This is a genomic window from Oerskovia sp. 140933, from assembly GCF_059651515.1.
The window spans coordinates 47,325-72,393 of the sequence record NZ_JAMXIO010000024.1 but is presented as its reverse complement, the minus strand read 5'-3'; the positions used below and the strand labels follow the sequence as shown (position 1 = coordinate 72,393).

Annotated in this window: 20 protein-coding genes and 1 tRNA gene; 14 read left to right on the top strand and 7 right to left on the bottom strand. The window is 74.0% G+C overall.

Annotation, left to right across the window (positions count from 1 at the left end):
- The 4 genes from NHG27_RS13280 to NHG27_RS13265 form a co-directional block, all read left to right on the top strand.
- Nucleotides 1-855, top strand: an 855-nt coding sequence (locus tag NHG27_RS13280) for a resuscitation-promoting factor (protein WP_497016598.1), incomplete at its 5' end; no start/stop codon positions are given.
- 78 nt (nt 856-933) lie between these two features.
- Nucleotides 934-1,902, top strand: coding sequence for a 16S rRNA (adenine(1518)-N(6)/adenine(1519)-N(6))-dimethyltransferase RsmA (rsmA, locus tag NHG27_RS13275; protein ID WP_193718998.1), 969 nt, complete (start codon nt 934-936; stop codon nt 1,900-1,902).
- Entirely contained in the window at nt 1,899-2,837 is a 939-nt protein-coding gene (locus NHG27_RS13270; RefSeq protein ID WP_193718997.1) for a 4-(cytidine 5'-diphospho)-2-C-methyl-D-erythritol kinase, read from the top strand. The genes rsmA and NHG27_RS13270 overlap by 4 nt, the downstream gene beginning before the upstream one ends.
- A gap of 87 nt (nt 2,838-2,924) precedes the next feature.
- Entirely contained in the window at nt 2,925-4,808 is a 1,884-nt protein-coding gene (locus tag NHG27_RS13265) for an ABC-F family ATP-binding cassette domain-containing protein (protein ID WP_497016597.1), read from the top strand.
- A 28-nt stretch (nt 4,809-4,836) separates the two neighbouring features.
- Here the strand turns inward: NHG27_RS13265 and NHG27_RS13260 are convergent, their stop codons facing one another.
- The 4 genes from NHG27_RS13260 to NHG27_RS13245 all read right to left on the bottom strand — a co-directional run bounded on the left by NHG27_RS13260 (nt 4,837) and on the right by NHG27_RS13245 (nt 8,374).
- A complete protein-coding gene (locus NHG27_RS13260; RefSeq protein WP_193718995.1) occupies nt 4,837-5,337 on the bottom strand; it encodes a MarR family winged helix-turn-helix transcriptional regulator in 501 nt (166 codons plus the stop codon).
- Between the two features lie 71 nt (nt 5,338-5,408).
- A complete protein-coding gene (locus tag NHG27_RS13255; protein WP_193718994.1) occupies nt 5,409-6,644 on the bottom strand; it encodes an ABC transporter permease in 1,236 nt (411 codons plus the stop codon).
- The gene (locus tag NHG27_RS13250) at nt 6,641-7,630 is read right to left on the bottom strand and encodes an ABC transporter ATP-binding protein (protein ID WP_193718993.1); all 990 of its coding nucleotides are present in this window, start codon (nt 7,628-7,630) and stop codon (nt 6,641-6,643) included. Before NHG27_RS13250 ends, NHG27_RS13255 begins: the two co-directional genes overlap by 4 nt.
- 132 nt (nt 7,631-7,762) lie before the next feature.
- On the bottom strand, nt 7,763-8,374 hold the full coding sequence (locus NHG27_RS13245; RefSeq protein ID WP_193718992.1) for a TetR/AcrR family transcriptional regulator: 612 nt from the start codon (nt 8,372-8,374) through the stop codon (nt 7,763-7,765).
- 309 nt (nt 8,375-8,683) lie between these two features.
- On the opposite strand from NHG27_RS13245, the gene NHG27_RS13240 reads away from it, so the two are divergent.
- The 10 genes from NHG27_RS13240 (at nt 8,684) to NHG27_RS13195 (ending at nt 19,264) form a co-directional block, all read left to right on the top strand.
- A tRNA-Gln gene (locus tag NHG27_RS13240) sits at nt 8,684-8,755 on the top strand.
- Between the two features lie 17 nt (nt 8,756-8,772).
- On the top strand, nt 8,773-10,473 hold the full coding sequence (gene glmU / locus NHG27_RS13235; RefSeq protein WP_497016596.1) for a bifunctional UDP-N-acetylglucosamine diphosphorylase/glucosamine-1-phosphate N-acetyltransferase GlmU: 1,701 nt from the start codon (nt 8,773-8,775) through the stop codon (nt 10,471-10,473).
- The gene (locus NHG27_RS13230; protein ID WP_193718990.1) at nt 10,470-11,453 is read left to right on the top strand and encodes a ribose-phosphate diphosphokinase; all 984 of its coding nucleotides are present in this window, start codon (nt 10,470-10,472) and stop codon (nt 11,451-11,453) included. Before glmU ends, NHG27_RS13230 begins: the two co-directional genes overlap by 4 nt.
- A 176-nt stretch (nt 11,454-11,629) precedes the next feature.
- Nucleotides 11,630-12,319 carry an SIMPL domain-containing protein gene (locus NHG27_RS13225; protein ID WP_497016595.1) on the top strand — a complete coding sequence of 230 codons (690 nt, stop codon included), beginning with the start codon at nt 11,630-11,632 and terminating at the stop codon, nt 12,317-12,319.
- A 45-nt stretch (nt 12,320-12,364) separates the two neighbouring features.
- Entirely contained in the window at nt 12,365-13,078 is a 714-nt protein-coding gene (locus NHG27_RS13220) for a GOLPH3/VPS74 family protein (protein WP_497016594.1), read from the top strand.
- Nucleotides 13,079-13,398: 320 nt separating this feature from the next.
- Nucleotides 13,399-14,001 (top strand): 50S ribosomal protein L25/general stress protein Ctc, encoded by a 603-nt coding sequence (locus tag NHG27_RS13215; protein ID WP_193718987.1) that lies wholly within the window; start codon nt 13,399-13,401, stop codon nt 13,999-14,001.
- A 142-nt stretch (nt 14,002-14,143) separates the two neighbouring features.
- Nucleotides 14,144-14,743: an aminoacyl-tRNA hydrolase gene (gene pth / locus NHG27_RS13210; protein ID WP_193718986.1), complete on the top strand. Its 600-nt coding sequence runs from the start codon at nt 14,144-14,146 to the stop codon at nt 14,741-14,743.
- A gap of 173 nt (nt 14,744-14,916) precedes the next feature.
- Entirely contained in the window at nt 14,917-16,131 is a 1,215-nt protein-coding gene (locus NHG27_RS13205; protein WP_497016593.1) for a glycosyltransferase, read from the top strand.
- Nucleotides 16,128-18,002: a tyrosine-protein kinase family protein gene (locus NHG27_RS13200; protein WP_497016592.1), complete on the top strand. Its 1,875-nt coding sequence runs from the start codon at nt 16,128-16,130 to the stop codon at nt 18,000-18,002. The genes NHG27_RS13205 and NHG27_RS13200 overlap by 4 nt, the downstream gene beginning before the upstream one ends.
- Nucleotides 17,999-19,264, top strand: a complete 1,266-nt coding sequence (locus NHG27_RS13195) for a glycosyltransferase (protein ID WP_497016591.1) — start codon at nt 17,999-18,001, stop codon at nt 19,262-19,264. The genes NHG27_RS13200 and NHG27_RS13195 overlap by 4 nt, the downstream gene beginning before the upstream one ends.
- Here the strand turns inward: NHG27_RS13195 and NHG27_RS13190 are convergent.
- Genes NHG27_RS13190 through NHG27_RS13180 form a run of 3 tightly spaced genes read right to left on the bottom strand, consistent with a single transcriptional unit; the run spans nt 19,224 to nt 25,059 of the window.
- Complete coding sequence (locus NHG27_RS13190; protein WP_497016590.1) at nt 19,224-20,396, bottom strand: glycosyltransferase; 1,173 nt, start codon at nt 20,394-20,396, stop codon at nt 19,224-19,226. The two genes, NHG27_RS13195 and NHG27_RS13190, sit on opposite strands and share 41 nt — an antisense overlap.
- Nucleotides 20,393-22,897 carry a glycosyltransferase gene (locus tag NHG27_RS13185; RefSeq protein ID WP_497016589.1) on the bottom strand — a complete coding sequence of 835 codons (2,505 nt, stop codon included), beginning with the start codon at nt 22,895-22,897 and terminating at the stop codon, nt 20,393-20,395. Before NHG27_RS13185 ends, NHG27_RS13190 begins: the two co-directional genes overlap by 4 nt.
- The gene (locus NHG27_RS13180; RefSeq protein WP_497016588.1) at nt 22,894-25,059 is read right to left on the bottom strand and encodes a glycosyltransferase; all 2,166 of its coding nucleotides are present in this window, start codon (nt 25,057-25,059) and stop codon (nt 22,894-22,896) included. The genes NHG27_RS13185 and NHG27_RS13180 overlap by 4 nt, the downstream gene beginning before the upstream one ends.
- Nucleotides 25,060-25,069 lie beyond the last annotated feature (10 nt).

Sequence of the window (25,069 nt, the reverse complement as noted above, 5' to 3'; positions counted from 1 at the left end):
CTCACGGCTCTGGACGCGGACGAGGCGCTCGACACGCTCGCGGACCGTGGGACGGACGTGCGTCTGGTCGCCTCGCGCTCGGGCGCCGACGGGCGCCCCGAGCTCGGCGTCACGCTCGACGCGGACGGCCCCGTGAACGTGGTCGTCGACGGGCAGACGGTCGTCGCGCCCGACGGCTCGATCGGCATCGACGCGCTGCTCGACCAGCAGGGCATCGTCCTGGGCGAGCACGACCGCGTCTCGGTCGCCCGCGACGAGACCGCCGACCCCGCGGTCTCGGTCGTGGTCCACCGCGTCGTGGTGACCGACGTCCCGACCGTGACCCCGATCCCGTTCGAGACGACCGTCCAGGAGGACCCGAACGTCTACGCCGACGAGGCGCCCACGGTCGCCCAGGAGGGCGTCGAGGGCGCGTCGACCAAGGTCGAGCGCGTCACGACGGTCGACGGCGTCGAGGAGTCCCGCGAGGTCGTCTCGGACGGCGTGACGGCCGAGCCGGTCGCGCGCGTCGTGGTGCAGGGCACCAAGGCGCGCCCCAGCGGGCCGGAAGCCGCCGGTTCCGCGAAGGAGACGGCGCGCCAGCTGGTCGCGGCCCGGGGCTGGGGCAGCGAGCAGTTCCAGTGCCTCGATCGTCTCTGGACCAAGGAGAGCAACTGGAACTACCAGGCGACCAACTCCTCGTCCGGCGCGTACGGGATCCCGCAGTCCCTGCCCGGGTCCAAGATGGCGAGCGCGGGCGCCGACTGGCGGACCAACCCGGCGACCCAGATCACCTGGGGCCTCGACTACATCGCGGCCAGCTACGGCACCCCGTGCGCCGCGTGGGGTCACTCCCAGGCGAGGAACTGGTACTGACCGGCACCAGGCCGTTCCCGGTCGTCGGCGGGCTCCCGCCGCAGGGGACGCGCCGGTCCACCCGGTAGGCTTCCCTGCATGAACGACACCCCCAGCGCCCTGCTCGGTCCGGCACAGATCCGCGACCTGGCAGGGCGTCTGGGTGTCCGGCCCACCAAGACGCTCGGTCAGAACTTCGTGCACGACGGCGGCACGGTCCGCAAGATCGTCCGGACGGCCGGGATCGGTGCGGGGGACCGTGTCGTCGAGGTCGGTCCGGGGCTCGGGTCGCTCACCCTGGGACTGCTCGAGGTGGGGGCGAGCGTGGTCGCGGTCGAGATCGACCCGCCGCTCGCCCAGCAGCTCGCAGCGACGGTCGCCGTGCACCAGCCCGACGCCGTCGACCGTCTCACGGTCGTGGCCGCCGACGCGCTCGACGTGACCGAGCTCCCCGGTGAGGCGCCCACCGCGCTCGTCGCCAACCTCCCGTACAACGTCGCGGTGCCGGTCCTGCTGACGTTCCTCGAGCGCTTCGACTCGTTGCAGCGTGTCCTGGTGATGGTCCAGGCGGAGGTCGCGGACAGGCTCGCGGCACCGCCCGGCAGCCGGACCTACGGCGTGCCGTCGGTCAAGGCCGCCTGGTACGCGTCGGCCTCGCGGGCCGGCACGGTGGGGCGCAGCGTGTTCTGGCCCGTGCCGAACGTCGACTCCGCGCTCGTCGCGCTCGACCGCCGGGAGCCGCCGACCACGACGGCCACGCGCGAGGAGGTCTTCGCGGTCGTCGACGCGGCGTTCGCCCAGCGCCGCAAGATGCTCCGGTCGGCTCTCGCCGGGATCGCGGGCTCGTCGTCGGCCGCGGTCGAGGCGCTCGAGCGCGCGGGGGTCGACCCGACGGCCCGTGGCGAGCGGTTGACGGTCGAGGAGTTCGCACGCATCGCCGAGCAGCTCCCCGTCGTGCGGGGCGAGGGCGGCGCGGTCCCTCCGTCGGAGGCGGGCGAGGCCACGGACGACGGCGCGGTGCGTTCCGCAGGCGGGCACCCGGAACGACCTGGCACAGTGGACGCGTGAGCCACCACCTGTCTGCCGCTCCTCCCGTCGCGGTGCGGGTGCGGGCGCCGGGAAAGGTCAACCTGTCGCTTCGGGTCGGTGCACGTCAGGACGACGGGTACCACCCGCTCGTCACGATCTTCCAGGCGGTCTCGCTCGTCGAGGAGGTCGAGGCGGTCCTGGAGGCTCCCGGGGCGGGGATCTCGTTGACGGTCTCGGGGGCCCAGGCCGACCGCGTCCCGGTGGACGACACCAACCTGGCGTGGCGTGCCGCGGAGTCGCTGGCCCGCTACACGGGCGTGGGCCCGGACGTGCGGCTCCACATCCACAAGGGGGTGCCCGTCGCCGGCGGGATGGCCGGTGGGAGCGCCGACGCGGCAGCTGCGCTGGTGGCGTGCGACCTGCTCTGGGAGACGGGGCTCTCGCGTGCGGAGCTGTCGGACCTCGCGGCGGGGCTGGGGTCCGACGTCCCGTTCGGGCTCGTCGGGCACACTGCCGTGGGCACGGGGAGGGGGCATCTCCTGACCCCGGCGATGTCGCGGGGAGAGTTCCACTGGGCCTTCGCGGTGCGGGACGAGGGGCTGTCGACCGCGAAGGTGTTCCAGACGTTCGACGAGGTCGTGGGCGGGAGCCCTGACGTCGAGCTGTCCGACGACACCGAGCTCATGCAGGCGTTGCGCGCCGGGGACCCGGTGGGCCTGGGGCGCGCGCTGCACAACGACCTGGAGCCGGCCGCGCTGGCCATGGCGCCCGAGCTGGGCCGGACCCTGGAGGTCGCGCGCGAGGTCGGTGCGCTCGGGGCGATCGTCTCGGGCTCCGGTCCGACGGTCGCCGCCCTGGCGCGCAGCAGGCAGCACGCGCTCGCGATCGCGGCGTCCTGGACCGCGGCGGGGGTCGCGGACTCCGTGCACTGCGCCACAGGTCCGGCGTCGGGTGCGCGCGTCCTGTCGTCCTGAGGCGCGCGACGACGACTGGCCGGTCCTGGTGCTCGTTCGTCGGCGCGTATCCTCGCTAGGGCACCCGACCCCCTCGCGAAGGAACTCATGGCACACCTCCTCGGCGCCGACGACATCCGCCTCGTCGTCGGCACCCGCACCCTGCTCGACGGCGTGAGCCTGGGCCTCGACGACGGCGACCGTGTGGGCGTCGTCGGCCCCAACGGCGCCGGCAAGTCGACGCTGCTGCGTCTCCTCGCGGGGACGGCCGTGCCCGACGCCGGTCGCGTCACCCGGGTGGGCGGGCTGCGGATCGGCATGCTCGACCAGCGCGACGAGTCCCCTGCGGGGACGAGCATCCGCGACCTGGTCCACGGGGAGTCCGCCGAGCACACGTGGGCGGGCGACGCGGGCATCCGCGCGGTCCACGCGGGGCTGCTGGGCGACCTCGACCTGGACGCCCCGGCGAACACGCTCTCGGGCGGGCAGCGTCGACGCGTGGCCCTCGCGGCCCTGCTCGTCGCGGACCACGACGTGCTGTTCCTCGACGAGCCCACGAACCACCTCGACGTCGAGGGGGTCGCGTGGCTCGCCGAGCACCTGCAGGCGCGCTACGCCCGCCCGGGGGCCCGGGGGGCCCTCGTGGTCGTGACGCACGACCGCTGGTTCCTCGACGCGGTGTGCACGCGGATGTGGGAGGTCACGGGCGACGGGACGGGAGCGGTCGAGGGGTACGAGGGTGGGTACGCGGCCTACGTCCTGGCCCGCGCCGAGCGCGCCCGCACGGCTGCCGTCACCGCCGAGAAGCGCAACAACCTGCTGCGCAAGGAGCTGGCCTGGTTGCGTCGCGGCGCACCGGCCCGGACCTCCAAGCCCAAGTTCCGGCTCGATGCCGCGGCCGCGCTGATCGCCGACGAGCCGAACCCGCGCGACACGCTCGAGCTCACGCGCATGGCCACGCGTCGCCTCGGCAAGGACGTGCTGGACCTCGAGGGCGTCACGGTCCGCATGCCGGCTCGCGACGGGGACCCGGACGCTGCGGAGAAGGTCCTGTTCGACGACGTCACTTGGCGCCTCGGCCCGGGCGACCGCTACGGCGTGGTCGGGGTCAACGGTGCGGGCAAGACGACGCTCCTGCGCCTGCTGGCCGGGCGGCTCGCGCCGACCGAGGGCACGGTCAAGCGCGGCAAGACGATCCACGTCGCCGAGCTGACCCAGGACGTCGACGAGCTCGACGAGATCGGCGGCCTGCGGGTCGTGGAGGTCATCGAGCAGGAGAAGCGCACGGTCGCGGTCGACGGCAAGGAGCTCACGGCGGCACAGCTCGTCGAGCGCCTCGGGTTCACGCGCGAGCGTTCGCAGACCCTGGTCCGCGACCTGTCGGGCGGCGAGCGCCGTCGCCTGCAGCTCCTGCGCCTGCTCGTCGGCGAGCCCAACGTCCTGCTGCTCGACGAGCCCACCAACGACCTCGACACGGACACCCTGGCGGCCATCGAGGACCTGCTCGACGGCTGGCCCGGGACGCTGATCGTGGTCTCGCACGACCGTTACCTGCTCGAGCGGGTCTGTGACCGCGAGGTCGCGCTGCTGGGCGACGGGACCATCCGTGACCTGCCGGGCGGCGTCGAGGAGTACCTCGCGCTGCGCAAGGCCGCGATGGCGGCGGCCGCGTCGGGCGGGACGAGGGGCGCGGGCGCGACGGGCGCCGGGGCCGGTGCGACGTCGTCGGGCACGGGGGACGCAGGCGGTGCCGACGGCGCCCAGCCCGCCCCCTCGGGTGCGGACGTGCGGGCCGCGAAGAAGGAGATCGGGCGCATCGAGCGGCGGCTGTCCAAGATCGCCGAGCTCGAGGCGCGACTGCACGACAAGATGGCGGCCCAGGCGACCGACCATGCGGCGGTCCTCGACCTCGACAAGCAGCTCCGGGAGCTCGCGGACGAGAAGGACACGCTCGAGGCCGAGTGGATGGAAGCGGCCGAGCTGCTCGACTGACGGTTCGCCCGGGCTCAGCGCACGGTCGTCAGGCCTCGAACTGCCCGACGACCGTGCGCAGCAGGTTCGCGAGCTGCAGGCGCTCCGCGGGGTCGAGAGCCGCGAGGACGTCGCGCTCGACGCGCAGCAGGTCCGTCATCGCGGCGTCGACCCGCTCGAGGCCCTCGGGCGTGAGCTCGACGAGCACGCCGCGGCGGTCGTCGGGGGAGCGGTGGCGCTGCACCAGGCCGCGGGCCTCGAGGCGGTCGATCCGGTTGGTCATGGTGCCGCTCGTGACGAGCGTCTGCGTGATGAGCGCCCCGGGGGACATGCGGTACGGCTCGCCCGCGCGACGCAGCGCGGACAGCACGTCGAACTCCCAGGTCTCCAGGTGGCCGCGCGCGAACGCGCTGCGGCGCGCGAGGTCCAGGTGCCGGGCGAGCCGGCTGACGCGCGAGAACACGGTGAGCGGCTCGACGTCCAGGTCCGGACGCTCGCGCTGCCAGGCGTCGACGATGCGGTCGACCTCGTCCGGGTGCGGGTGCTGCATGAACGCGAGATTACTCGACATTCCTTGACATCAAGAGTCTTGACGGGTCGGACCCGTCCCGGCGAGTCCGGTCAGCTCGCGCGCAGGGCGTCCTTGAGCCTGATCCGGCCGCCGGTGCGCAGCACCGCGTTCGAGTAGATCTTGCCCGCGAGCCATACCAGGACCGGCACGAGCGCGAGCGAGAGACCGACCGCGAGAAGGATCTCCCACGTCTCGACCGTGCCCAGCGCGATGCGGATGGGCATGAGCAGCGGCGAGCAGAACGGGACGTAGGACAACCACACGACCAGCGGGTTCTCGGGGTCCCACGGCCCGATCGAGATGCCGATGATGTACGGGATCATCATGAGCGTCAGGACCGGCGTGATGACCGACCCCACGTCCTCCTGCCGCGAGACCAGCGCGGCGAGCGCGGCCAGCGCGAGCGAGTACATGACGAAGCCGATCACGAACCACACGAGCACCCACGCCGCGGTCGCGCCCAGGTCGACGCTGCTCGCGTCGACCAGCCCCAGCGCGAGCGCCGTCCCGACACCGCCCCCGACGACCACGACGAGCTGGATCAGCCCGATCGCGCCGATGCCCAGGACCTTGCCCGCCATGAGCTGCCACGGGCGGATCGTCGCGAGCAGGAGCTCGACCACGCGGCTCGTCTTCTCCTCCACGACACCCTGCGCCACGAGCTGGCCGCACGTCATGAGCGCGATGAAGATGAGGATGCCGCCGACCATGCCCGTCACGATCTGCGCCGGGTCGCGCTCCTCGGTGGGTTCGAGCGTCTCCACCCGCGGGGCTGCCGACGCGATCTCCTGCGCGACGGCCGAGGGGTCGCCTCCCAGGTCGGCGATGGCCCCGGACAGGGCGGCCTGCTGCGCCAGGCCCGTGAACACCGGCGTCAGGGTGGTGCCCAGCTCCTCCTCGACGACCACGGTGAACGAACCGGGCGTCCCGACGACCAGCGCGTCGAGGTCACCGTCGGCGAGCCGTTCGCGTCCCTCGGTCTCCGAGACCTCGCTGACCTGGATCTCGGTCCCGACCGCACTGCCCGCGGCCTCGAGCTGCGGGCCCAGCGCCTGCGCGTCCGACGTCACGCCGACCTGCTGGGCCGCGGGGCCCTGGTTGCCGACGACGCTCAGCAGGAACCCGCCGAGCACCACGCCCGCGAGCAGCGCGACCGTGGTCCAGACGAACGCCTTGGACCGGATGCGCGTCGAGATCTCCCGCCCCGCCACGAGGGACACCGCACCCCACGTGCTCACGGGGGAGTGCGCGCTGGTCGACCGGGCGGGCCCGTGCTCGGCGCTCACGCGGAGACCTCCTGTCGGGTGGGGGGCGCCGTGGGGTCGTCGCCCGTCGAGCCCGCGCCGCCCGACGCCGCGTCGGCGGCCGCGTCGTCGCTGCTCACGACGTGGCGGAACAGCTCGGTCAGCGAGGGCCGCTGGGGTGTGAACTCCCGGACGGGACCGGTGGCCAGGGCCGCGCGCAGGACCGCTTGCTCAGCCCCCTCGTGGGCCGGGTCGACCTCGAGGAAGGTCCTGGCGCCGTCGTACCGGACGACGTGGACGCCCGGGACCTCGGCCGCCCAGCCGGGTGGCGCCTGCGGGGCGTCGACGACCCACTGGGGACGCTGCGTCGCACGCAGCTCCTCGATCCCGCCGACCTCGACCATCTCGCCCGCCTTGACGATCCCCACCCGGTCGCACAACCGCTCGACGAGGTCGAGCTGGTGCGACGAGAAGACGACGGGCACGCCCGCGGCCGCACGGTCACGCAGCACGCCGCTCATGACGTCGACCGCGACCGGGTCCAGCCCGGAGAAGGGCTCGTCGAGGACCAGGATGTCGGGGTCGTGCACCAGGGCCGCCGCGAGCTGCACGCGCTGCTGGTTGCCAAGCGAGAGCTTCAGGACGTCGTCGCCCCGGCGGGAGTCGATCCCGAGGACCTGCGTCCAGTGCTCCATCGCCGTCCGCGCCGCGGCCGGGCTCAGCCCGTGCAGCCGGGCCAGGTAGACGAGCTGGTCGCCGACCTTCATCCGGGGGTACAGCCCGCGTTCCTCGGGCATGTAGCCGATCCGACGACGCATGGCCAGGTCGAGCGGTCGCCCGTCCCACCGGACCTCGCCCGAGTCGGGCGCGAGCACGCCGAGCGCGATCCGCATGGTCGTCGTCTTGCCGGCGCCGTTCGAGCCGACGAAGCCGAAGATCTCGCCGGCACCGACCGTGAAGGACATGTCGCGCAGCGCGCGCACCGTCCCGTACGTCTTGTTCAGCCTGTCGATCTCGAGAGTCGCCATGAACCAACGAAACCACGCGCGAGGGTCGCCGTCCCGGGCGGAATGTCACGGGCCCGGCGCCGACGGCCGGTGACGGGGGCTTCGCCGGCCCTCCGCCGGTGGGCCCCGGACGGCGGACGGGCCGCCGCAGCGTCAGTCGTCCGCGCGGTCCTTGGTCGTGAGCGAGGGCTTCTTCTCCATGCCCGAGAGGCCGTTCCACGCGAGGTTGACCAGGTGCGCCGCGACGTCCGCCTTCTTGGGGCTGCGCACGTCGAGCCAGTACTGACCCGTGAGCGCGACCATGCCCACGAGCATCTGCGCGTAGATGGGGGAGACCCGGGGGTCCAGGCCACGCCGCTTGAACTGGTCCGCGAGCAGGTGCTCGACCTGCGTCGCGACGTCCCCGATGAGGCTCGAGAACGTCCCGGTCGCCTGGGCCACGGGGGAGTCGCGCACGAGGATCCGGAAACCGTCCTCGGACGTCTCGATGTACGTCAGCAGCGCGAGCGCCGTGCGCTCGAGCAGCACCTTGGGGTGGCCGCCCATCGACAGGGCGCCGGTCAGGGCCGAGGTCAGCCCCTGGATCTCGCGGTCGACGATGACCGCATAGATGCCCTCCTTGCCCCCGAAGTGCTCGTAGACCACGGGCTTGGACACCTCGGCGCGCGCCGCGATCTCCTCGACGCTCGTCCCCTCGAAGCCCTTCTCGGCGAAGAGGACACGGCTCACCGCGAGGAGCTGCTCACGGCGCTGGCTCGCGGTCATGCGGGATCTGGGAGGGCGTCTGGAGTCTGCGGGCACGGGACCATCATGCCGTGCCGGGTCGCCCCGGGGCCGAACCCGAGGCCTGGACGAGACGGGGAGGGGGCCGCGGGCACCCCCAGGTACCGGTCCGACGGCGCGAGAACGACCCCCGCCGGGGCGGGATGACTCTCTCCTCACACGTTCTCTCCACGTCCGGACCCCGTTCGGGCGCCGAGCACCGCGCGAGACCTGGCAGACTGTTCTCCGGACGAGTGATGGAGCGCGCGATCGAGGGGTTCGCCCCCGGCCCGTGCGTCGTGTCCAGTCCGTTCCGCCTTGGTGTAATCGGCAGCACAAGGGTTTTTGGTGCCTTTAGTCCAGGTTCGAGTCCTGGGGGCGGAGCACGTGCAACCAACCCGATGGGAGCCCCAGTGACCGACGCTGTGCCCGACGCATCACCAGTGCCCGCCGCAGTCATCGTCCTCGCCGCTGGCGCGGGGACCCGGATGAGGTCCGCGACGCCCAAGGTCCTCCACACGCTCGCCGGACGCAGCATGCTCGGCCACGCGATGGTCGCGGCCCGTGACCTCTCGCCCCAGCGGATCGCGGTCGTGGTCCGGCACGAGCGCGACCAGGTCGCTGCGGCCGCGCTCGAGGTCGTCCCGACCGCCCTCGTGGTCGACCAGGACGACGTGCCGGGGACCGGGCGTGCCGTGCAGTGCGCGGTCGAGGCGCTCGACGTCAGGGCGCAGGCCGAGGCGGCCGCCCACGGTGTCCCGATCGGGCACGAGGGGCGCGGTGCCGTCGAAGGTGTCGAGGGGTCGGTCGTGGTCCTCGCGGGCGACATCCCCCTCCTGGACGCCGCGACGCTCTCCGGGCTGCTGGCCGTGCACCACTCGGACGGGAACGCGGTCACGGTCCTGACGACCGAGGTCGAGGACGCCACGGGCTACGGCCGGATCGTGCGCGACGCGCAGGGCGGTGTGCTGAGCATCGTCGAGCACAAGGACGCGACTCCCGAGCAGCGCGCCATCCGCGAGATCAACTCGTCGGTCTACGTGTTCGACGCCGGGATCCTGCGCGGCGCGCTGCGCCAGGTCACGCAGGACAACTCGCAGGGCGAGGTCTACCTGACCGACGTCCTGCAGATCGCCCGCGAGGGCGGTGGACGCGTCGGCGCGCTGCGCGTGGCCGACCCGCTGCTCGTCGAGGGCGCCAACGACCGCGCCCAGCTCGCGACGCTGCGCGCCGAGCTCAACCGCCGCATCCTCACGCGCTGGATGCTCGAGGGCGTGACCGTGATCGACCCGGCCACGACCTGGGTCGACGTCGACGTGGACCTGGGCCACGACGTGACGCTGCTGCCGGGCACCCAGCTGCACGGCGCGACCAGCGTCGGAGCGGGCTCCACGATCGGTCCCGACACGACGCTCACGGACACGGAGATCGGCGCAGGGGCCACCGTGGTCCGGACGCACGGCAGCCTGTCGGTCATCGGTGACGGCGCGAGCGTGGGCCCCTTCGCCTACCTGCGCCCCGGTACGGTCCTGGGCGAGAAGGGCAAGATCGGCACGTTCGTCGAGACCAAGAACGCGACGATCGGGACGGGCTCCAAGGTTCCCCACCTGTCCTACGTGGGCGACGCGACGATCGGCGACCACACCAACATCGGTGCCGCGAGCATCACGGTCAACTACGACGGCGTCTCCAAGCACCGCACGGTCATCGGATCGCACGCCCGGACCGGCGCGGACAACATGTTCGTCGCCCCGGTCACGGTGGGCGACGGTGCCTACACGGCCGCCGGCTCCGTGATCCGCCGCGACGTGCCGGCCGGCGCGCTCGGCGTGAGCGGCGCGCCGCAGCGCAACATCGACGGCTGGGTCGCCCGTCGTCGCCCCGGCACGGCAGCCGCCGAGGCCGCGGCGCGCGCGCACGAGAACGACGACGAGACGCCCCCTCCGCTGGGAGCCCAGGCCCAGGCGCAGCTCGCCGAGGCCTCCGCGGCGACCCCGGCCTCCCGACCGACCCCGGCGCCCACGAGCCCCGGTGTCCCCACGGTCCCCGACGGGACCGGTACCACCTCAAGCAGCACGAACGAAGGGTCTTCCCCACGATGAGCAGCACGATCGCCGGCAACGGGGACAAGTCCCTCGTCCTCGCGTCCGGCCGCGCGCACCCCCAGCTCGCCAAGGACGTCGCGCGGGAGCTGGGCATCGACCTGCTCCCGACGACCGCGTACGACTTCGCCAACGGCGAGATCTACGTGCGGTTCGGGGAGAGCGTCCGCGGTGCGGACATCTTCCTGCTCCAGAGCCACACGGCGCCGATCAACCAGTGGATCATGGAGCAGCTGCTCATGGTCGACGCGGCCAAGCGTGCCTCGGCCAAGACCATCACGGTCGTCCAGCCCTTCTACGGCTACGGCCGGCAGGACAAGAAGCACCGCGGTCGCGAGCCGATCTCCGCCCGTCTCATCGCGGACCTGTTCCGCACCGCCGGCGCCGACCGCCTCATGAGCGTCGACCTGCACGCCGCGCAGACCCAGGGCTTCTTCGACGGCCCCGTGGACCACCTGTGGGCCATGCCGATCCTCACGGACTACGTCCGTACGCGCGTCGACACGTCGAACGTCACGGTCGTCTCGCCCGACGCGGGACGTATCCGGGTGGCCGAGCAGTGGGCCGCGAAGCTCGGTGGCGGACCGCTCGCGTTCGTCCACAAGACGCGCGACATCACGCGCCCCAACCAGTCGGTCGCGAACCGTGTCGTGGGTGACGTCGAGGGACGCGACTGCGTCCTGGTCGACGACCTGATCGACACCGGCGGCACGATCGCGGAGGCCGTCAAGGTCTGCCTCGCGGCGGGGGCCAAGTCGGTCATCGTCGCGGCGACGCACGGCGTGCTGTCCGACCCGGCGGCCCAGCGCCTGTCCGAGTGCGGGGCGAGCGAGGTCGTCGTCACGGACACCCTGCCGATCGCGGCGGACAAGCACTTCCCGCAGCTCACGGTCCTGTCGATCGCCCCCCTCCTGGCGCGGGCGATCCGCGAGGTCTTCGACGACGGCTCGGTCACTTCGCTGTTCGACGGCAACAGCTGAGTCGCTGGTCCCACGACGGCCCGTCCTCCCGCAGCACGCGGCAGGGCGGGCCGTCGTCGTCCCCGGGGTCGGTCGTCCTGCCGTCCTGCTGCCCTGCACCTTCCGGTGGTGCGGCGCGGACAGGCGACGCGGTGCGCGCGAGGCGGCTGCGCCGTCGGGCTGGCACCATGGCCGGTGTGACGACGACCCAGCCGACCCAGCCGACCCAGCCGACCCCGACCACCCAGGACCTCTCCGGCGGCGTGACGACGACTGGGCAGGGGGCGGCGACCGCCGTGCCCGACGTCGTGGTCGTCGAGCTCGGCGCCGAGGCCTCGGGGGACGACGTCCAGGTGGCCCTCGACGCCGCGAACGCCGGCGTGCACGCGGCCCGCGAGGCGCTGCTGTCCGGCGGGGTCGCGCCGAGGGACCTGCGCACCTCGCAGACGTCCACGTGGACGCAGCCGTCGACCGGGCCGGACGGTGCCACGACCCTGGTCACGGCACGCCTCGCGCTGCGGGTGACGGTGCGCGACGTCGAGGCGTCGGGGGAGCTCGTGCGGGCCGCGCTCGGGGCCGCGGGACCCGTCGCGCGCCTCGACTCGATGCGCTTCGCGGTGAGCGACCCCGGGCCTCTCGCGGCGGCCGCGCGGGCCGAGGCGTTCGCCGACGCGCGCGCCCGGGCCGAGCAGTACGCGGCGCTCGCCGGGCGTGCCCTCGGGCAGGTCGTCGAGGTGAGCGAGCAGGGGGGCGGGTTCGCACCGGTGCCGCGCCTGCTGTCCGCGAAGGCGGAGGCGTACGACGCGATGGCGGTCGACCCCGGCCGCGAGCAGGAGGACGCGAGCGTCACGGTGCGCTGGGCGTGGGCCGTCGCTACCGGATCGTGACATTTCTCAGGGGTCCTGACACCTCGGCGCCGCTAGGTTAGATGCATGCTCATCATCGAGGACTACCTCCTGCTCGCGCTGGACGACGTCACGGGCAAGCCCGTCACCGACACGTCGTACCTCCAGGAGGTGGCGGGTGGTGCGCTGCTCGTCGAGCTCGCGCTGAGGGCGCGCGTCGACCTCGCGGGCGACGGTTCCGCGTGGCGGTCGGGGCGCGTCGTGGTGCGCGACCAGTCGCCCACGGGCAGGCCGCTGCTGGACACCTCACTCACCGTCGTGAAGTCGCGCGAGGGGTCCAAGCCCAAGGGGCTCGTCGAGGCGCTGGCCCGCACCAAGCCCGCGAACGCAGCGCTCGACGGGCTCGTCGGCCGCGGCCTGCTGCGCCGCGAGGAGGGCCGCATCCTGGGCATCTTCCCGACGACGCGCTGGCCCGCCGCGGACTCGCGCCACGAGGGCGAGGTGCGCCGCACGCTCACCCGCGTCCTGCTCGACGGCGCCACGCCCGACGAGCGGACGGGTGCGCTCGTCGCGATCCTCGCCGCGACCCGGCAGGCGGGTCGGGTCATGTCCGCCGGTGCGGAGCTCACCGCGGGCGACCGCCGGGAGGTCGACCGGCGCGCGAAGGAGATCGCCGAGGGAAGCTGGGCCGCGGGAGCGACCCGACGCTACGTCGAGGAGATCACCGCGGCCACCGCCCTGGCGATCAGCACGAGCGCTGCGATCGGCGCGACCGTGGCCGTCACGGCGGCGCAGGCCTGACCGGTCGGCCGACCGCCCGGCCTGGCCCGGCCCGGCCCGGCCCGCTGCCGAGCCGCGACACGAGCGCGTTTCCCTTGACGCGGCGCGCCCGGGTACAGTAGTTCGGTTGCCTCGGCGAGGGACGTCTGACGGCCGGTGAGTCACCGGAAGGTCAGCAGGATCCTGATGGGTCCCCGTAATCGACTGGGCGGTCGTCCTCGTGCGCCCGTCATGTGTCCCGCGCCGACGCAGCCGCCCCGTCCTCCGGTGACAACCAGCCGGCCGGACAGCCGACCGCTTCCCACTGGTGGTCGGCCCGCAACCGTTCTTCAGGAGTTCACGTGTCCGAGATCAAGCTTGTCGCAGAGTCCCGCACCGAGTTCGGCAAGGGTGCCGCGCGCCGCATCCGCCGCAACAACCAGATCCCCGCCGTCCTGTACGGGCACGGCACGGAGCCCGTCCACATCGCGCTGCCCGCGCACGTGACGACCCTCTCGCTCAAGCAGGCCAACGCCCTGTTCTCGATCGAGCTCGACGGCAAGCCGGTCCTCGCGATCGCCAAGGACGTCCAGCGCGACCCGGTCAAGCAGATCGTCGAGCACATCGACCTCCTCATCGTGAAGAAGGGCGAGAAGGTCGAGGTCGAGGTCAACGTGCACGTCGTCGGCGAGTCCGCCCCCGGCACGATCCACGTCGTCGAGTCGCAGACGCTGCTCCTCGAGGCCGAGGCCACGCACCTGCCGGAGTCCGTCGAGGTCTCCATCGACGGTCTCGAGGCCGGTCACATCGTCCGCGCCGGCGAGATCACGCTGCCCAAGGGCTCCGTGTTCCACGGCGACCCCGAGCTCGCGGTCGTCGCGATCACCGAGCCCCGCAGCGAGGTCGCTGCCGAGGCCGAGGCCGAGGCCGCCGAGGCGACCGACGAGGCTCCCGCCGAGGCCTGAGCCTCACTCTCCGGAGGTGGCGCCCGCTGAACCCGCGGGCGTGACCACCCGGACCGCAGGACACGAACGTGCGAGGCGTCCGGTGCCGTACGGCGCCGGACGCCTCGCACGTCTCCCAGACGTCGTCGAAGGACCAGGTGACATGACCGATCAGCCGTGGCTCGTCGTCGGGCTCGGGAATCCCGGACCCACCTACGCGGGCAACCGCCACAACGTCGGGCACATGGTGCTCGACGTCCTGGCCGGGCGGTCCGGAGCGACCTTCAGCGCGCACAAGGCGCGTGCCGCGGTCGCCGAGGCGCGCCTCGGGGTGCTGCCCGGTGGTGCTCCGGGGCCACGGGTCCTGCTGGCCAAGCCGTCGACGTACATGAACACGTCGGGCGGCCCCGTCGCGGGTCTCGCCCAGTACTTCGGCATCGACCCCGACCACGTGATCGTCGTCCACGACGAGGTGGACATCCCGTTCGGCGACATCAAGCTCAAGTCCGGTGGCGGCGAGGGCGGGCACAACGGCCTGCGCGACATCACCAAGGCGCTCGGCACGCGCGACTACGTGCGCGTCCGCGCGGGCGTCGGGCGCCCTCCGGGACGCATGGACACCGCGGACTACGTCCTGAAGAACTTCTCCGGTGCGGAGGCCAAGGAGCTGCCGTTCCTGCTCGACGACGCGGCGGACGCCGTGGAGATGGTCCTCACCGAGGGGTTGCTCGCCGCCCAGGGGAAGTTCCACACCAAGGCCTGACCTCGGTCTGCGGAACGCCCGGGCGCCGGCCCCGGCCGCGGATCGTCGTCCGCCCCTCGGTTTCACCCGGGCGACTTGTCCGTCTCGCCCGTTTTGGCACATAACAGCGCCCTAGGCTGGATCGATATCCAATCCGGGCGGGTGGCCGCCTCCTGCCCCACGACGGAGGCACGATGACCGAGGGTGTGGCACTCGCGCACGACTACGCGACCCAGCGCGGGGGCGCCGAACGGGTCGCGCTGTGGCTGGCCGAGGCCTTCCCCGGCTCGCCCATGTACACGACGCTCTACGACCACGAGGGCACCTTCCCCGAGTTCTCCCGGCTCGACCTGCGGACCTCGGCGCTCGACCGGGTCGGCGCCCTGCGCCGGCACCACCGCCTAGCCCTGCCCCTGCTCGCCCCCGCGGTCTCGGCCCAGCGCGTCGAGGCAGACGTCCTGCTCGCGAGCTCCACGGGCTGGGCCCACGGGTACAAGGGCGCCGGACGGACCGTCGTCTACTGCCACGCCCCGGCCCGGTGGCTCTACCAGCGCGACCGCTACCTGGGGGGACGCGACGGGCGGGGCGCCGCCGACCGGGTCCGCGGCGGTATCGCCTCGGCCGCCCTGGCCACGTTGTCCCCCGCCCTGCGCGGGTGGGACCGGCGCGCGGCCGAGCGCGCCGACGTCTACCTCGCCAACTCCACCGTCACCCAGCGCGCGATCCGCGAGGCGTACGGGATCGAGGCGGAGATCCTGCCCCCGCCCCCCGCGATGCTGCCCGCCGGTCCCGAGCAGGAGGTCCCCGGGATCGAGCCCGGGTTCCTCCTGTGCGTCGCGCGGCTCCTGCCCTACAAGAACGTCGACGTCCTCGTCGAGGCGGCCCGCCTCGCGGGCCGGCGCCTCGTGATCGTCGGGGACGGCCCGGACCGGGCGCGCCTCGAAGGCCTGGCCGCGACGGGTGCCCCCGTCTCCGGGCGGTGGGGCTCGCCGTCGGGCACGGTGGCGGCGCGTGGCCGCACCACGCTCCTGGGGCGCGTCGACGACCCCGAGCTGCGCTGGCTCTACCGGAACTGCTCGATGCTCGTCGCGGCGTCCTACGAGGACTACGGGCTGTCCCCTCTCGAGGCCGGGGCCTTCGGCCGCCCCTCCGTGGTGCTCCGCGACGGCGGCTACCTCGACACCGTGGTCGACGGCGTGACGGGGACCTTCTTCGACGCCCCCGAGCCGCGGCTCGTCGCGCGGGCAGTCCAGGACGCCTCGGACGTCCCGTGGGAGGATGACGTCCTGACCGCGCACGTCGAGACGTTCGCGATCCCACGCTTCGTCGCGCGGCTCCGTGAGGTCGTCGACGCCCAACGGAGCATCGTGCACGGGGGCACCAGCACCTCAGGGAAGAGGAACCCATGACAGTCCGGGAGTTCGTCCGCACGGTGTGGGACGGCAAGTACTACGTCCTCGCGGCCGTCCTCGTGGTGGTGGTCGGGGCGTTCGTCTACCTCAACCAGCAGGAGACCGTCTACAAGGCGACGGCGACCGTGAGGCTGGTCGGCGTGCAGACGGCGCAGGGTGGTGAGCAGGTCGTCGAGGTCACGGTCGCGACCGACCTCGGGGACATCACGTCGGAGCCCGTGGTGGCCGCCGCAGCGACGACCCTGGGCTACACGGGCGCCCCCGCGGCCCTCGCGGCACAGGTCTCGGCCGAGTACCCCGGCGAGAGCCAGAGCGTCATCGCGATCAGCGCCAAGACCCTCGACCCGCAGGAGTCGCAGGACGTCGCCAACGCGTTCGCCGACGCCTACGTCGCCCAGCTCACGGTCCTCCGCGACGCCCAGGTCGCGGCGCTCGACGCCAGGAGACAGGCCCTCGCCGAGCAGCTCGCCGGGGTCACCGCCCGCCTCTCCGTCAACTCGGACGACCCCCTCGCGCTCGCCGAGAAGGAGACCATCGTCACCGAGTACACGAGCCTGACCGTCCAGACGAACACCCTGCGGGCGATCGGCGTCCCGGGCGAGGTGGAGACCCCGGCCGCAGGGGCCGAGGCGCTCGGCCCGGGCCGGGCCACGGTGCTCGTCCTCGCGGCGTTGGCGGGCCTCGTCGCCGGGATCGGGCTGGCGTTCGCCCGTCGCGGGCTCGACGTGCGCGTGCGGGGCGCCGCCGACGCCGCCCGTCTCGCGCAGACCCCCGTCCTCGCCGAGCTCTACGGCGTCCGGTCCTCCGACCGCGACTACAGCCACACGCACACCCTCCCGGTCTCCCGGAAGGTCGCGACCCCGTTCACGGAGTCGATCCGCGAGCTGAGGACCGCCGTCCAGGTCTCCCTCGCGGAGGCCGACAAGGTCGTCGTCGTCGTGACCGCGGCCGACCCGCACGCGCCCCGTACCTTCATCGCGGCGAACCTCGCCGCGTCGTTCGCGCTGAGCGGTCGGCGCACGATCGCGGTCTCGGGCGACCTTCGTCGCCCCGAGCTCGACCGCGTGCTGCCACCTCCCGAGGGGTGGTCGGGCGACCCGCACACGCTGCGCCCCACCACGATCCCCAACCTGGGCGTCTTCCCCGTCCCGGAGGAGGAGATGGACCCGGCGGACTTCCTCGCGACGACCCGTGCCGGCAACCTGATCGCCGACCTCAGCGACGACGCCGAGGTGCTCGTCATCGACGCACCACCCGTGCTCGCGGCCGCCGACGCCACGATCCTCGGGCGCTACGCGACGGGGGTGGTCCTGATCGCCTCCGCCGGGAAGACCGACCGCGCGGTCCTCGCCGAGGCCTCCGAGCGCCTGCGCATCAACAACGTCCCCCTGGTGGGGATCGCGCTGGCCGGGGTCAAGAGCGACCGGCGGATGCTCTATGCCTCGACCTACGGCGACCCGGACCGCAAGGACGCGGGGCACCCCGACCGCCCGTCCGGAGACACGGAGCCGTCGGCCCCGGCGCTCCCCGCGGAGCGGCCCGACGCCCCGACGCGTGACGACAACGACGAGCACGTGGACGAACCGCGCCGTGCCGCCCGGGAACGGGCCGCGGCCGTGGGCACCGGCGTCCCGGCCGCGACCAGGGCGACGCCCGCGCAGGGAACGGGACCGCAGGCCTCTGGCCCCCGGCCGCAGTCCTCCGGCGGCGGGCGGCAGGGACCGCTGCTGTCCCCCGAGTGGGGCAAGGTCTCGACGTCTCCCGGCACGCCGGGCGAGACGCGTTCCCGCTCGAACCCCGCCCGCAAGGGCGAGGAGCCGGAACCCGGGGAGAGCAGCGCGGGGCGTAGGCTGCCGTTCCGCTGGTGACGGCAGGACGCGCGGTCGGGGTCGGCCCCGACCGACCGGTGCGCGTGCTCGTCCTGGACCACACGGGCCTGCTCGGCGGTGCCGAGCTCGCGCTGGTGCGCCTGCTCGAGGCGCTCGGCCCGGACGTCGACGTGCGGGTGCTGCTGTTCTCGGACGGTCCGCTCGTCCCGCGCCTGCGGGCCGCCGGTGCGGTCGTCGAGGTGCTGCCGCTCGACGCTCGCACCGTCTCGACCTCGCGTGAGGCCGTCGGCCGTGCGGGGGCCGCCCAGCTCGTCTCCCTGCTGCGGCTGGTCCCTTTCACCTGGGCGCTCTCCCGCCGGGTCCGCGCGCTGAGACCCGACGTGGTCCACACGACGTCGCTCAAGGCCGACCTCCTGGGCGTGGTGCCCGCGCGGGTCGCGCGCGCGGCGCTCGTCTGGCACGTCCACGACAGGATCGCGGACGACTACCTCCCGGCGCGGGTCGTCCGTGCCTTCCGCTGGGCCGCGTCGCGCCTGCCCGCCGCGGTGATCGTGAACTCGCGCGCGACGGCCGAGACCCTCCCGGGTCCCTCGACCGTGGCGTACCCGGGGTTCGGCGCGGACCAGGTCCTGGTCGGTGGGCGCGCGACCGGCCACCCGACCGGGCAGGCAGCCGCCCGGCAGGGGGCCGCCGGGCAGGGGGCCGCCGGGCAGGTGGCCCCCGGCCCGGTCGTGGGCATGGTCGGGCGGATCAGCCCGACCAAGGGGCAGCTCGAGCTCGTGCGGGCGGCGTCTCGCGTGCTCGTGGACCACCCGGGGGCCTCGTTCCGGCTCGTCGGTGAACCCAGCTTCGGTGCCGAGGGGTACGCGGACGAGGTCCGTGCGGAGGCCGTCCGGCTCGGCGTCGCGGACCGCGTCGTCTGGGTGGGGTTCGTGGCGGACCCGGCGGCCGAGCTCGACGGGTTCGACGTGTGCGTCCACGCGTCGCCCGTCCCGGAACCGTTCGGCCAGGTCGTGGTCGAGGCGATGATCCGGGAGGTGCCGGTCGTCGCGACCCGGGCGGGGGGAGTCGTCGAGGTCCTCGCCGGCACGCCGGAGGACCCGGCGCCGCTCGGTGAGCTCGTCGAGCCGGGGGACGCGGACTCCTTGGCACGGGGCGTGCTGACGGTGCTGGACCACCCGCAGGACGCGGCGGCGAGGGCCCGCCGCGCCGCCGAGGTCGCGCGCGAGCGCTTCGCCGCGACGCGTACCGCGGAGGTCGTCAGCGGGGTGTGGCGGCGAGCCGCCAGGCTCTCTCGATGACCTCGCGCATCGCGCGGCCCTGGGTGTCCCACGTCGGGATGTCGTCGTCCTGGTGGGTGTCGGTCCGTGCCGGGGCGGTCAGGGCCGCCCGCACGGCCTGCGGGTAGCCCGCCGGGTCGGCGACCGTGACACGCGGGTCGGCCGCGTCGCGGAACCCCGCGACCGGGGTGGCGACGACGGGGCGCCCGACGGCCCGGTACTCGTAGAGCTTGAGCGGGTCGAGGCTGTCGGTGAAGTCGTCGACGAGGTGGGGGACCAGGAGCGCGGTCGCGTGCTGGAGGTAGGCGGGCACGTCGGTCCAGGGACGCGCTCCGAGGAGCCGCACGCCCGCGGCCGCGAGGTCGTCGTACTCCTGGCTCGACAGGTCGAGCACGGGCCCGACGACGACGACCGTCCCTGCCCCGGCCGTCGCGGTCGCGGTCCGGGTGACCAGGTCGAGGTCGAACCGGTCACGGTGGACTGTGCCCAGGTAGAGGGCCACGGGGCCGGGGGGGAGGTCGGCGGGCCGTTCCCGGGGCTGCCGGTAGCGGTCGACGTCGACCCCGTTGGTGATGAGCGTGACGGGCCGGTCCGTGCCCTTGCTCGCGGCGAGGTGGGGCGAGCAGACGGTCACCTCGTCGCACTCCGCCAGCAGGTGCGCCTCGTCCGCGAGGAGCCGACGGCGGATCTCGGGCGGTCGGTCGGCCGCGACCCAGTCGTCGGTCACGTCGTACAGCGACGGCCAGTCGGTGTCCCGGGCGAGGGTCGACGCCGCAGGGTCGTTGACCCACAGCACGGGGCGCGTGAGCCCGACCTTGCGCGCGGCGCGGCGGACGAGGGACGCGAGCCGTGCGTCGACGCGCGGGTCGACGCGGCGCGGCAGGATCTTGGTCGGCTGGTAGAGCCAGAGCTGGTCGGGGCCGACCCCCTCGACGGGGTCGGCCCGGCGCAGGCCGAGGCCGGGACGGGGCCGGAACCCTCGGCGGGCCTCGTGGAGCGGGTCCGCCGCGGGCTCGACGAACAGGACCCGCAGGGACGGGTCCGCGCGCAGGAGCTCGGTCACGAGGTACTGGTTGCGTCGCCACACGATGTCCCACGACTCGAGCGAGACGACCACGAGCTCGTGCACCGTGGGCTGGGGGAGGGCGCTCACGTCGTGGGGCTCCGATGCTGGTCGTCCGGGCGGGCCTGCGGACGACGGACGACGCCGCGGTACACGGCGGCGGTCCCGTCGACCTGGGCGTGGGGCGTGAAGTGCGTGCGCTGGACCGTGCGGGCGGCCTCGCCGTACGCGTCCCGGCGCGACGCGGACGCGGCCAGGGTCGCGAGCTGCTCTCCTGCGCGGGCGACGTCGGTCGACGGGTAGAGGGCCAGGGGATCGAGCCCGGCGAGGGTCTCGAGGTGGCCGCCGGCGGCGGCCGCGACCACGGGCAGCGCGTTGGACATGGCTTCCAGGACGCTGAGGCCCAGGCCCTCGATCGGGCAGGGGGCCAGCAGGACGCCGGCGTGGCGCATGAGGTCGTCCACGTCGGACCGTGCACCGAGGAACCGCACGTGCGCGCCGAGGCCCTCGCGGGCGGCGAGCGTCTCGAGGTGGGCACGCTGGGAGCCGCTTCCCGCGACGAGGAGCTGCCAGCCGTCGTCGTGCAGGCGGGACGCGGCGAACGCGAGGACGCCCAGGTCGGTGCGCTTCTCCGGTTCGAGGCGTTGGACGAGCAGGACGGTGCGGTCGCGGTCGGACGCGGTGGGGGCCGGGGGGCGGTCGTCGATCCCGGGGTGGACGACGACGCTGTCGCCGTCCACGTGGTCCGCGACGTACCGGCTGATGGAGATCTGCGCGCGCACGGGCCGGCGGGCGACCGCTGCCGTCAGGCCGGCTGCCGGGCCGCTGCCGCGGGGGCGCGCGAAGTGGCGCGTGGCGACCACGGGGGGCATGGCCCGGACCGTGGGCGCCGCGAGCGCGGCCGCGACCTCGGCCGACGTCATGTGGGCGTGCAGGACGTCGGCGCCGGGGGCGGTCGTGCGGACCGTCCGCACGACCTGTGCGAGGGACCCGGCGGGCAGTACCCGCACCGACCGGTCGTCGATGGTCTCCCGCATGCGGGGCACGTCCCCGCCGACGACGACGACCTGGCTGCCGTGGGCGGACTGCGCCCGGGCGAGTCGGGCGACGTGCCGCTCGACGCCCGCGAAGGCGTCGGAGTGCACGACGTGGAGCACTCTCACGTGGTCGGGTCCTTCCGGTGGCGGCCCGTGGGCGCGGGGTCGGGCTGGGGCACGGGGATCGAGGCCGGGGTGAGCACGAGGTGCTTCGAGGGGCCCCGGGCGTCGAGCATCTCCTCGACCGACCGGAGGTCGTCGACCGGGAGCCTGTCGCCGGTCTCCTCGCGCGCGGCTCGCCGGGACTCGGCGTAGGCGTCGGCGCCCACGCAGACGCCGACGATGAGGAACGGCACCGACACCTGGACCGACACCCAGAACAGGTCGAACTGCCCCTGGATGAACCGCATGAGGAGGACCGAGAACGCGAGCGTCCCGAACCGGGGGTTGATCCGCCACAGCACGACGAGCGAACCGAAGAACAGGACGATGAACGCGACGAGCCCGACGAGCCCGGCCGACGTGAGCACCTCGAGCTCGGCGTTGGGGGGGCTGGAAGGTGTACTCGGTGCGGTTCGCGACCCACCAGCGCAGCCCGACCCCGACCCACGGGCTGCGCTCCCAGACGTCGATGGCCTGCTCGTACCAGGTCAGCCGCTGGTACGCGGAGTTGAACTGGTCGTTGGTCGCGAGCTGTTCCTGGACGGCGGCCCACACGAAGTACACCGCGGGGATCGCGGCGAGCAGGATGAGCTTGGAGCGCTTGCGGTCGGGGTCGGCGCGCAGCGTGATGAGGACGACCCCGATCGCGAGGCCGATCAGGGCCTGGCGCGACTGCGACGCGAGCACCGCGAGCCCGAACAGCCAGAACGCCGGGTACGTGAACGCCTTGGGCCACCCCACCCACCACGGACGGGCATAGGCGAGCAGCGCCGCGCTCCCCAGAACGCACCCGACGAAGTTCTTGTGCATCGGGAACGGGATCTGGAGGTACACGGGGCCCGTGTTGCCCGCGGCGAGCTGCTGCAGCGCGGTGAAGCACGTGAGGACCGCGATGATCAGGCACGGGATCATGAACAGGGTGAGGCCGAGCCGCGCGCGTCCTGCCCTCCCGACGGCCCAGCCGACCAGGAGCGCCCCGCCCACCGACAGCCACGCGTGGAACCACTCGACGGTGTTCGCGGTGTACGGGTTGGCGATCACGGTGAACAGGGTCGCGACCTGGTAGAGCGCGGAGAGCCACAGCAGCGAGCGCATGGGCCGCGAGAGGGGGCGCTGGGTGAAGAACAGCGCGAACCAGAACGCGCCGAAGAGCGCGAAGTCGCTGAGCGAGAGGTTGACGGCGTCGCCCCCGACCCGTTCGACGATCACCATCGCGGGCATCGCGAGGATCGGCATGGCCGCGGGCTCGTAGACGGTCATCCCGACGACGAGGACGAGGGCGGCCACCCCGACCGAGATCGCGGTGTACTCCGGGACGAGGAAACCGATCCCGACGAGGACCGCGGCGACCGCGGCCGAGCCCACGACCCAGGCGAGCGACCGGCGGATCACGTCGCGGGGTCCGGCGACGCGGGGCCGCGCAGCATCGCGGCCTCTGCCGAGAGGGGGCCGCGCAGGTACAGGCGGACCCGCAGGCGGGCCAGGGTGCGCCCGTCCCCCCGGAGCGCGACGGCGCGCGCGGCCGACCCCGCGAGGACGCCGGCGCGCGCCGCCTGCCAGCCCGCCGTCCCGAAGTGCTTGCGCAGGTACCGCTCCTGGGAGGCGTGGAAGTGCGTCTCGCGGCGGGTGGGGTCGCTGCTCGTGGCACCACCGAGGTGCAGGGCCTCGACCTCGGTGACGGCCAGGTGGCGCTTGCCGAGGAGGGTCGCGCGGTAGGCCCAGTCGGTCTCCTCGGCGTACAGGAAGAAGTTCTCGTCGAACGTCCCGACCTGCTCCAGCGCGTCGGCCCGCAGCATGAGCACGGACCCGATGACGAACGACCTGCCCGGCGGGGTGGGCCTCAGCGCGCCGAGGCCCACGGCCTCGACCCACGTCCCGGCGGGGGACGGGTAGGGCCACACGACGCGGGCCGCGGCGCCCTGCCCGTCGACCTGTGCCGGGCCGACGCTCGCGAGGTCGGGTGCCCCGTGGAGCCGTTCCTGGAGCGTCAGGACGTCCTCCGGGGTCACGACCGCGTCGGGGTTGAGCAGCAGCACGTCCGACCCGGGGGTCTGCCGGTGGCGCAGCGCGTGGTTGACGCCTGCCGCGAACCCGCCGTTGCGGCCGGGGTCGAGGTAGCGGGCCCCGGCGAGCTCGGCGACCTCGCGGACCTCCGGCATCGACGAGTTGTCGACGACGGTGAGGGGCAGCTTCCCGACGAGCGGAGCCAGCGCGTCGCGCACCAGGTCCGGGGACCCGTAGGCGACGAGGACCACCTCGGGCGGCTGCCCGGGCTCGCTGCCCGACGGCGCGGCACCGGTCCCGCGGGCGGGCTCGTCGCCCGGAGGGGGCGACGGCGCGGGGGCGGGGGCTCCGGGCGAGGGGTGCGCCGTCGCGTGCTCGTAGAGGGCCAGGTAGCGGCGGGCGACCTGGGGCCACGAGCACGACGACGCGCGCGCGACCCCCTGGTCGCGGAGCGTCGCGGCGAGGCCCGGCTCGTCGACGACCCGCACGAGCGCCGCCCGCAGGGCCGCAGCGTCACCGGGGGGCACGAGCAGTCCCGCACCGCCCACGACGTCGGGCAGGGCCCCCGAGTCGCTCGCCACCACGGGAGTCCCGCACGCCATGGCCTCGACCGCGACCCGACCGAACTGCTCGACCCAGGCGGAGGTCTCGAGGGACGGCACGGCCAGGACGTCGAGCGAGCGGTAGAACGCGACCAGGTCGTCGCCGGACAGCGGTCCCACGAAGCGGACCCGGTCGCCCAGCGGTCGGGCACGCTCGCGCAGCGCGCGTGCCGAGGGGCCGTCGCCCGCGAGGGTCACGTGGAGGCGCCCGTCCAGCTCGGCCGCGGCGAGCAGGACGTCCACGCCCTTGTGCGGGGCGAGGCGACCCGCGTAGCCGACGTGGACCGCGGTCGCGGTGCCCGTCGTCCCGCCCGTGCTGCGAGGCTCTCCCGCTCCACCCGGGTGCCCCGGCGCCGCGAGCGGGGCGGCGCCGTCGGGCAGGTCGCTCGCCGGGGCGGGGGCGAAGACCGACAGGTCCACGCCCAGCGGGACCACCTCGACCGCGCCGCGCGCGCCCTTGGCACGGACGATGCGCGCCGCGGCCTCGTTGCACACCGACACCGCTGCCGCGCCGCGGAGGGCCGCGGCCTCGAACGCGCGGAAGGGCCACGGGTAGCGCTTGGAGATGTTCTGCGCCGAGTACAGCACGTACGGCGGCGCGGGGCGGCGGGCCCTGCCCGGCACGAGGGCGCGGAGCCCGCGCAGCGCGAGGATCTCGGCCGTGGCCAGGGCGAACGGCTCCTCGTGCAGGTCCAGGACGTCCCACCCCTGGCCCAGCAACCGCCAGAGCGGGCCGGGCGACCAGACGAAGAGCGCAGGGTGCGAGCCGAACGTGCGGACCCCCTCGACCGGTTCGCCCGGCCGGGGACGCAGCGGGACCGTGGTGCCGCCCTCGTCCCAGGCGAGCGCCGACACCAGGTGGACGTCGAGCCCGGCCGTCCGCAGCTCCCGCTCCCGCTCCCGCCATGCGTCGACCACGGCGCTGTGCGAGACGCGGAGGATCCTCATGTGGGAGATT

Bases quoted from the DNA above. Each gene is read 5' to 3' on its own strand.
- NHG27_RS13220 (WP_497016594.1), top strand. From the start codon at position 12,365: ATGCTCATCATCGAGGACTACCTCCTGCTCGCGCTGGACGACGTCACG.
- NHG27_RS13200 (WP_497016592.1), top strand. From the start codon at position 16,128: ATGACAGTCCGGGAGTTCGTCCGCACGGTGTGGGACGGCAAGTACTAC.
- glmU (WP_497016596.1), top strand. From the start codon at position 8,773: ATGGGAGCCCCAGTGACCGACGCTGTGCCCGACGCATCACCAGTGCCC.
- NHG27_RS13245 (WP_193718992.1), bottom strand. From the start codon at position 8,374: ATGACCGCGAGCCAGCGCCGTGAGCAGCTCCTCGCGGTGAGCCGTGTC.
- NHG27_RS13260 (WP_193718995.1), bottom strand. From the start codon at position 5,337: ATGCAGCACCCGCACCCGGACGAGGTCGACCGCATCGTCGACGCCTGG.
- NHG27_RS13205 (WP_497016593.1), top strand. From the start codon at position 14,917: ATGACCGAGGGTGTGGCACTCGCGCACGACTACGCGACCCAGCGCGGG.
- rsmA (WP_193718998.1), top strand. From the start codon at position 934: ATGAACGACACCCCCAGCGCCCTGCTCGGTCCGGCACAGATCCGCGAC.
- NHG27_RS13250 (WP_193718993.1), bottom strand. From the start codon at position 7,630: ATGGCGACTCTCGAGATCGACAGGCTGAACAAGACGTACGGGACGGTG.
- NHG27_RS13180 (WP_497016588.1), bottom strand. From the start codon at position 25,059: ATGAGGATCCTCCGCGTCTCGCACAGCGCCGTGGTCGACGCATGGCGG.
- pth (WP_193718986.1), top strand. From the start codon at position 14,144: ATGACCGATCAGCCGTGGCTCGTCGTCGGGCTCGGGAATCCCGGACCC.
- NHG27_RS13230 (WP_193718990.1), top strand. From the start codon at position 10,470: ATGAGCAGCACGATCGCCGGCAACGGGGACAAGTCCCTCGTCCTCGCG.
- NHG27_RS13265 (WP_497016597.1), top strand. From the start codon at position 2,925: ATGGCACACCTCCTCGGCGCCGACGACATCCGCCTCGTCGTCGGCACC.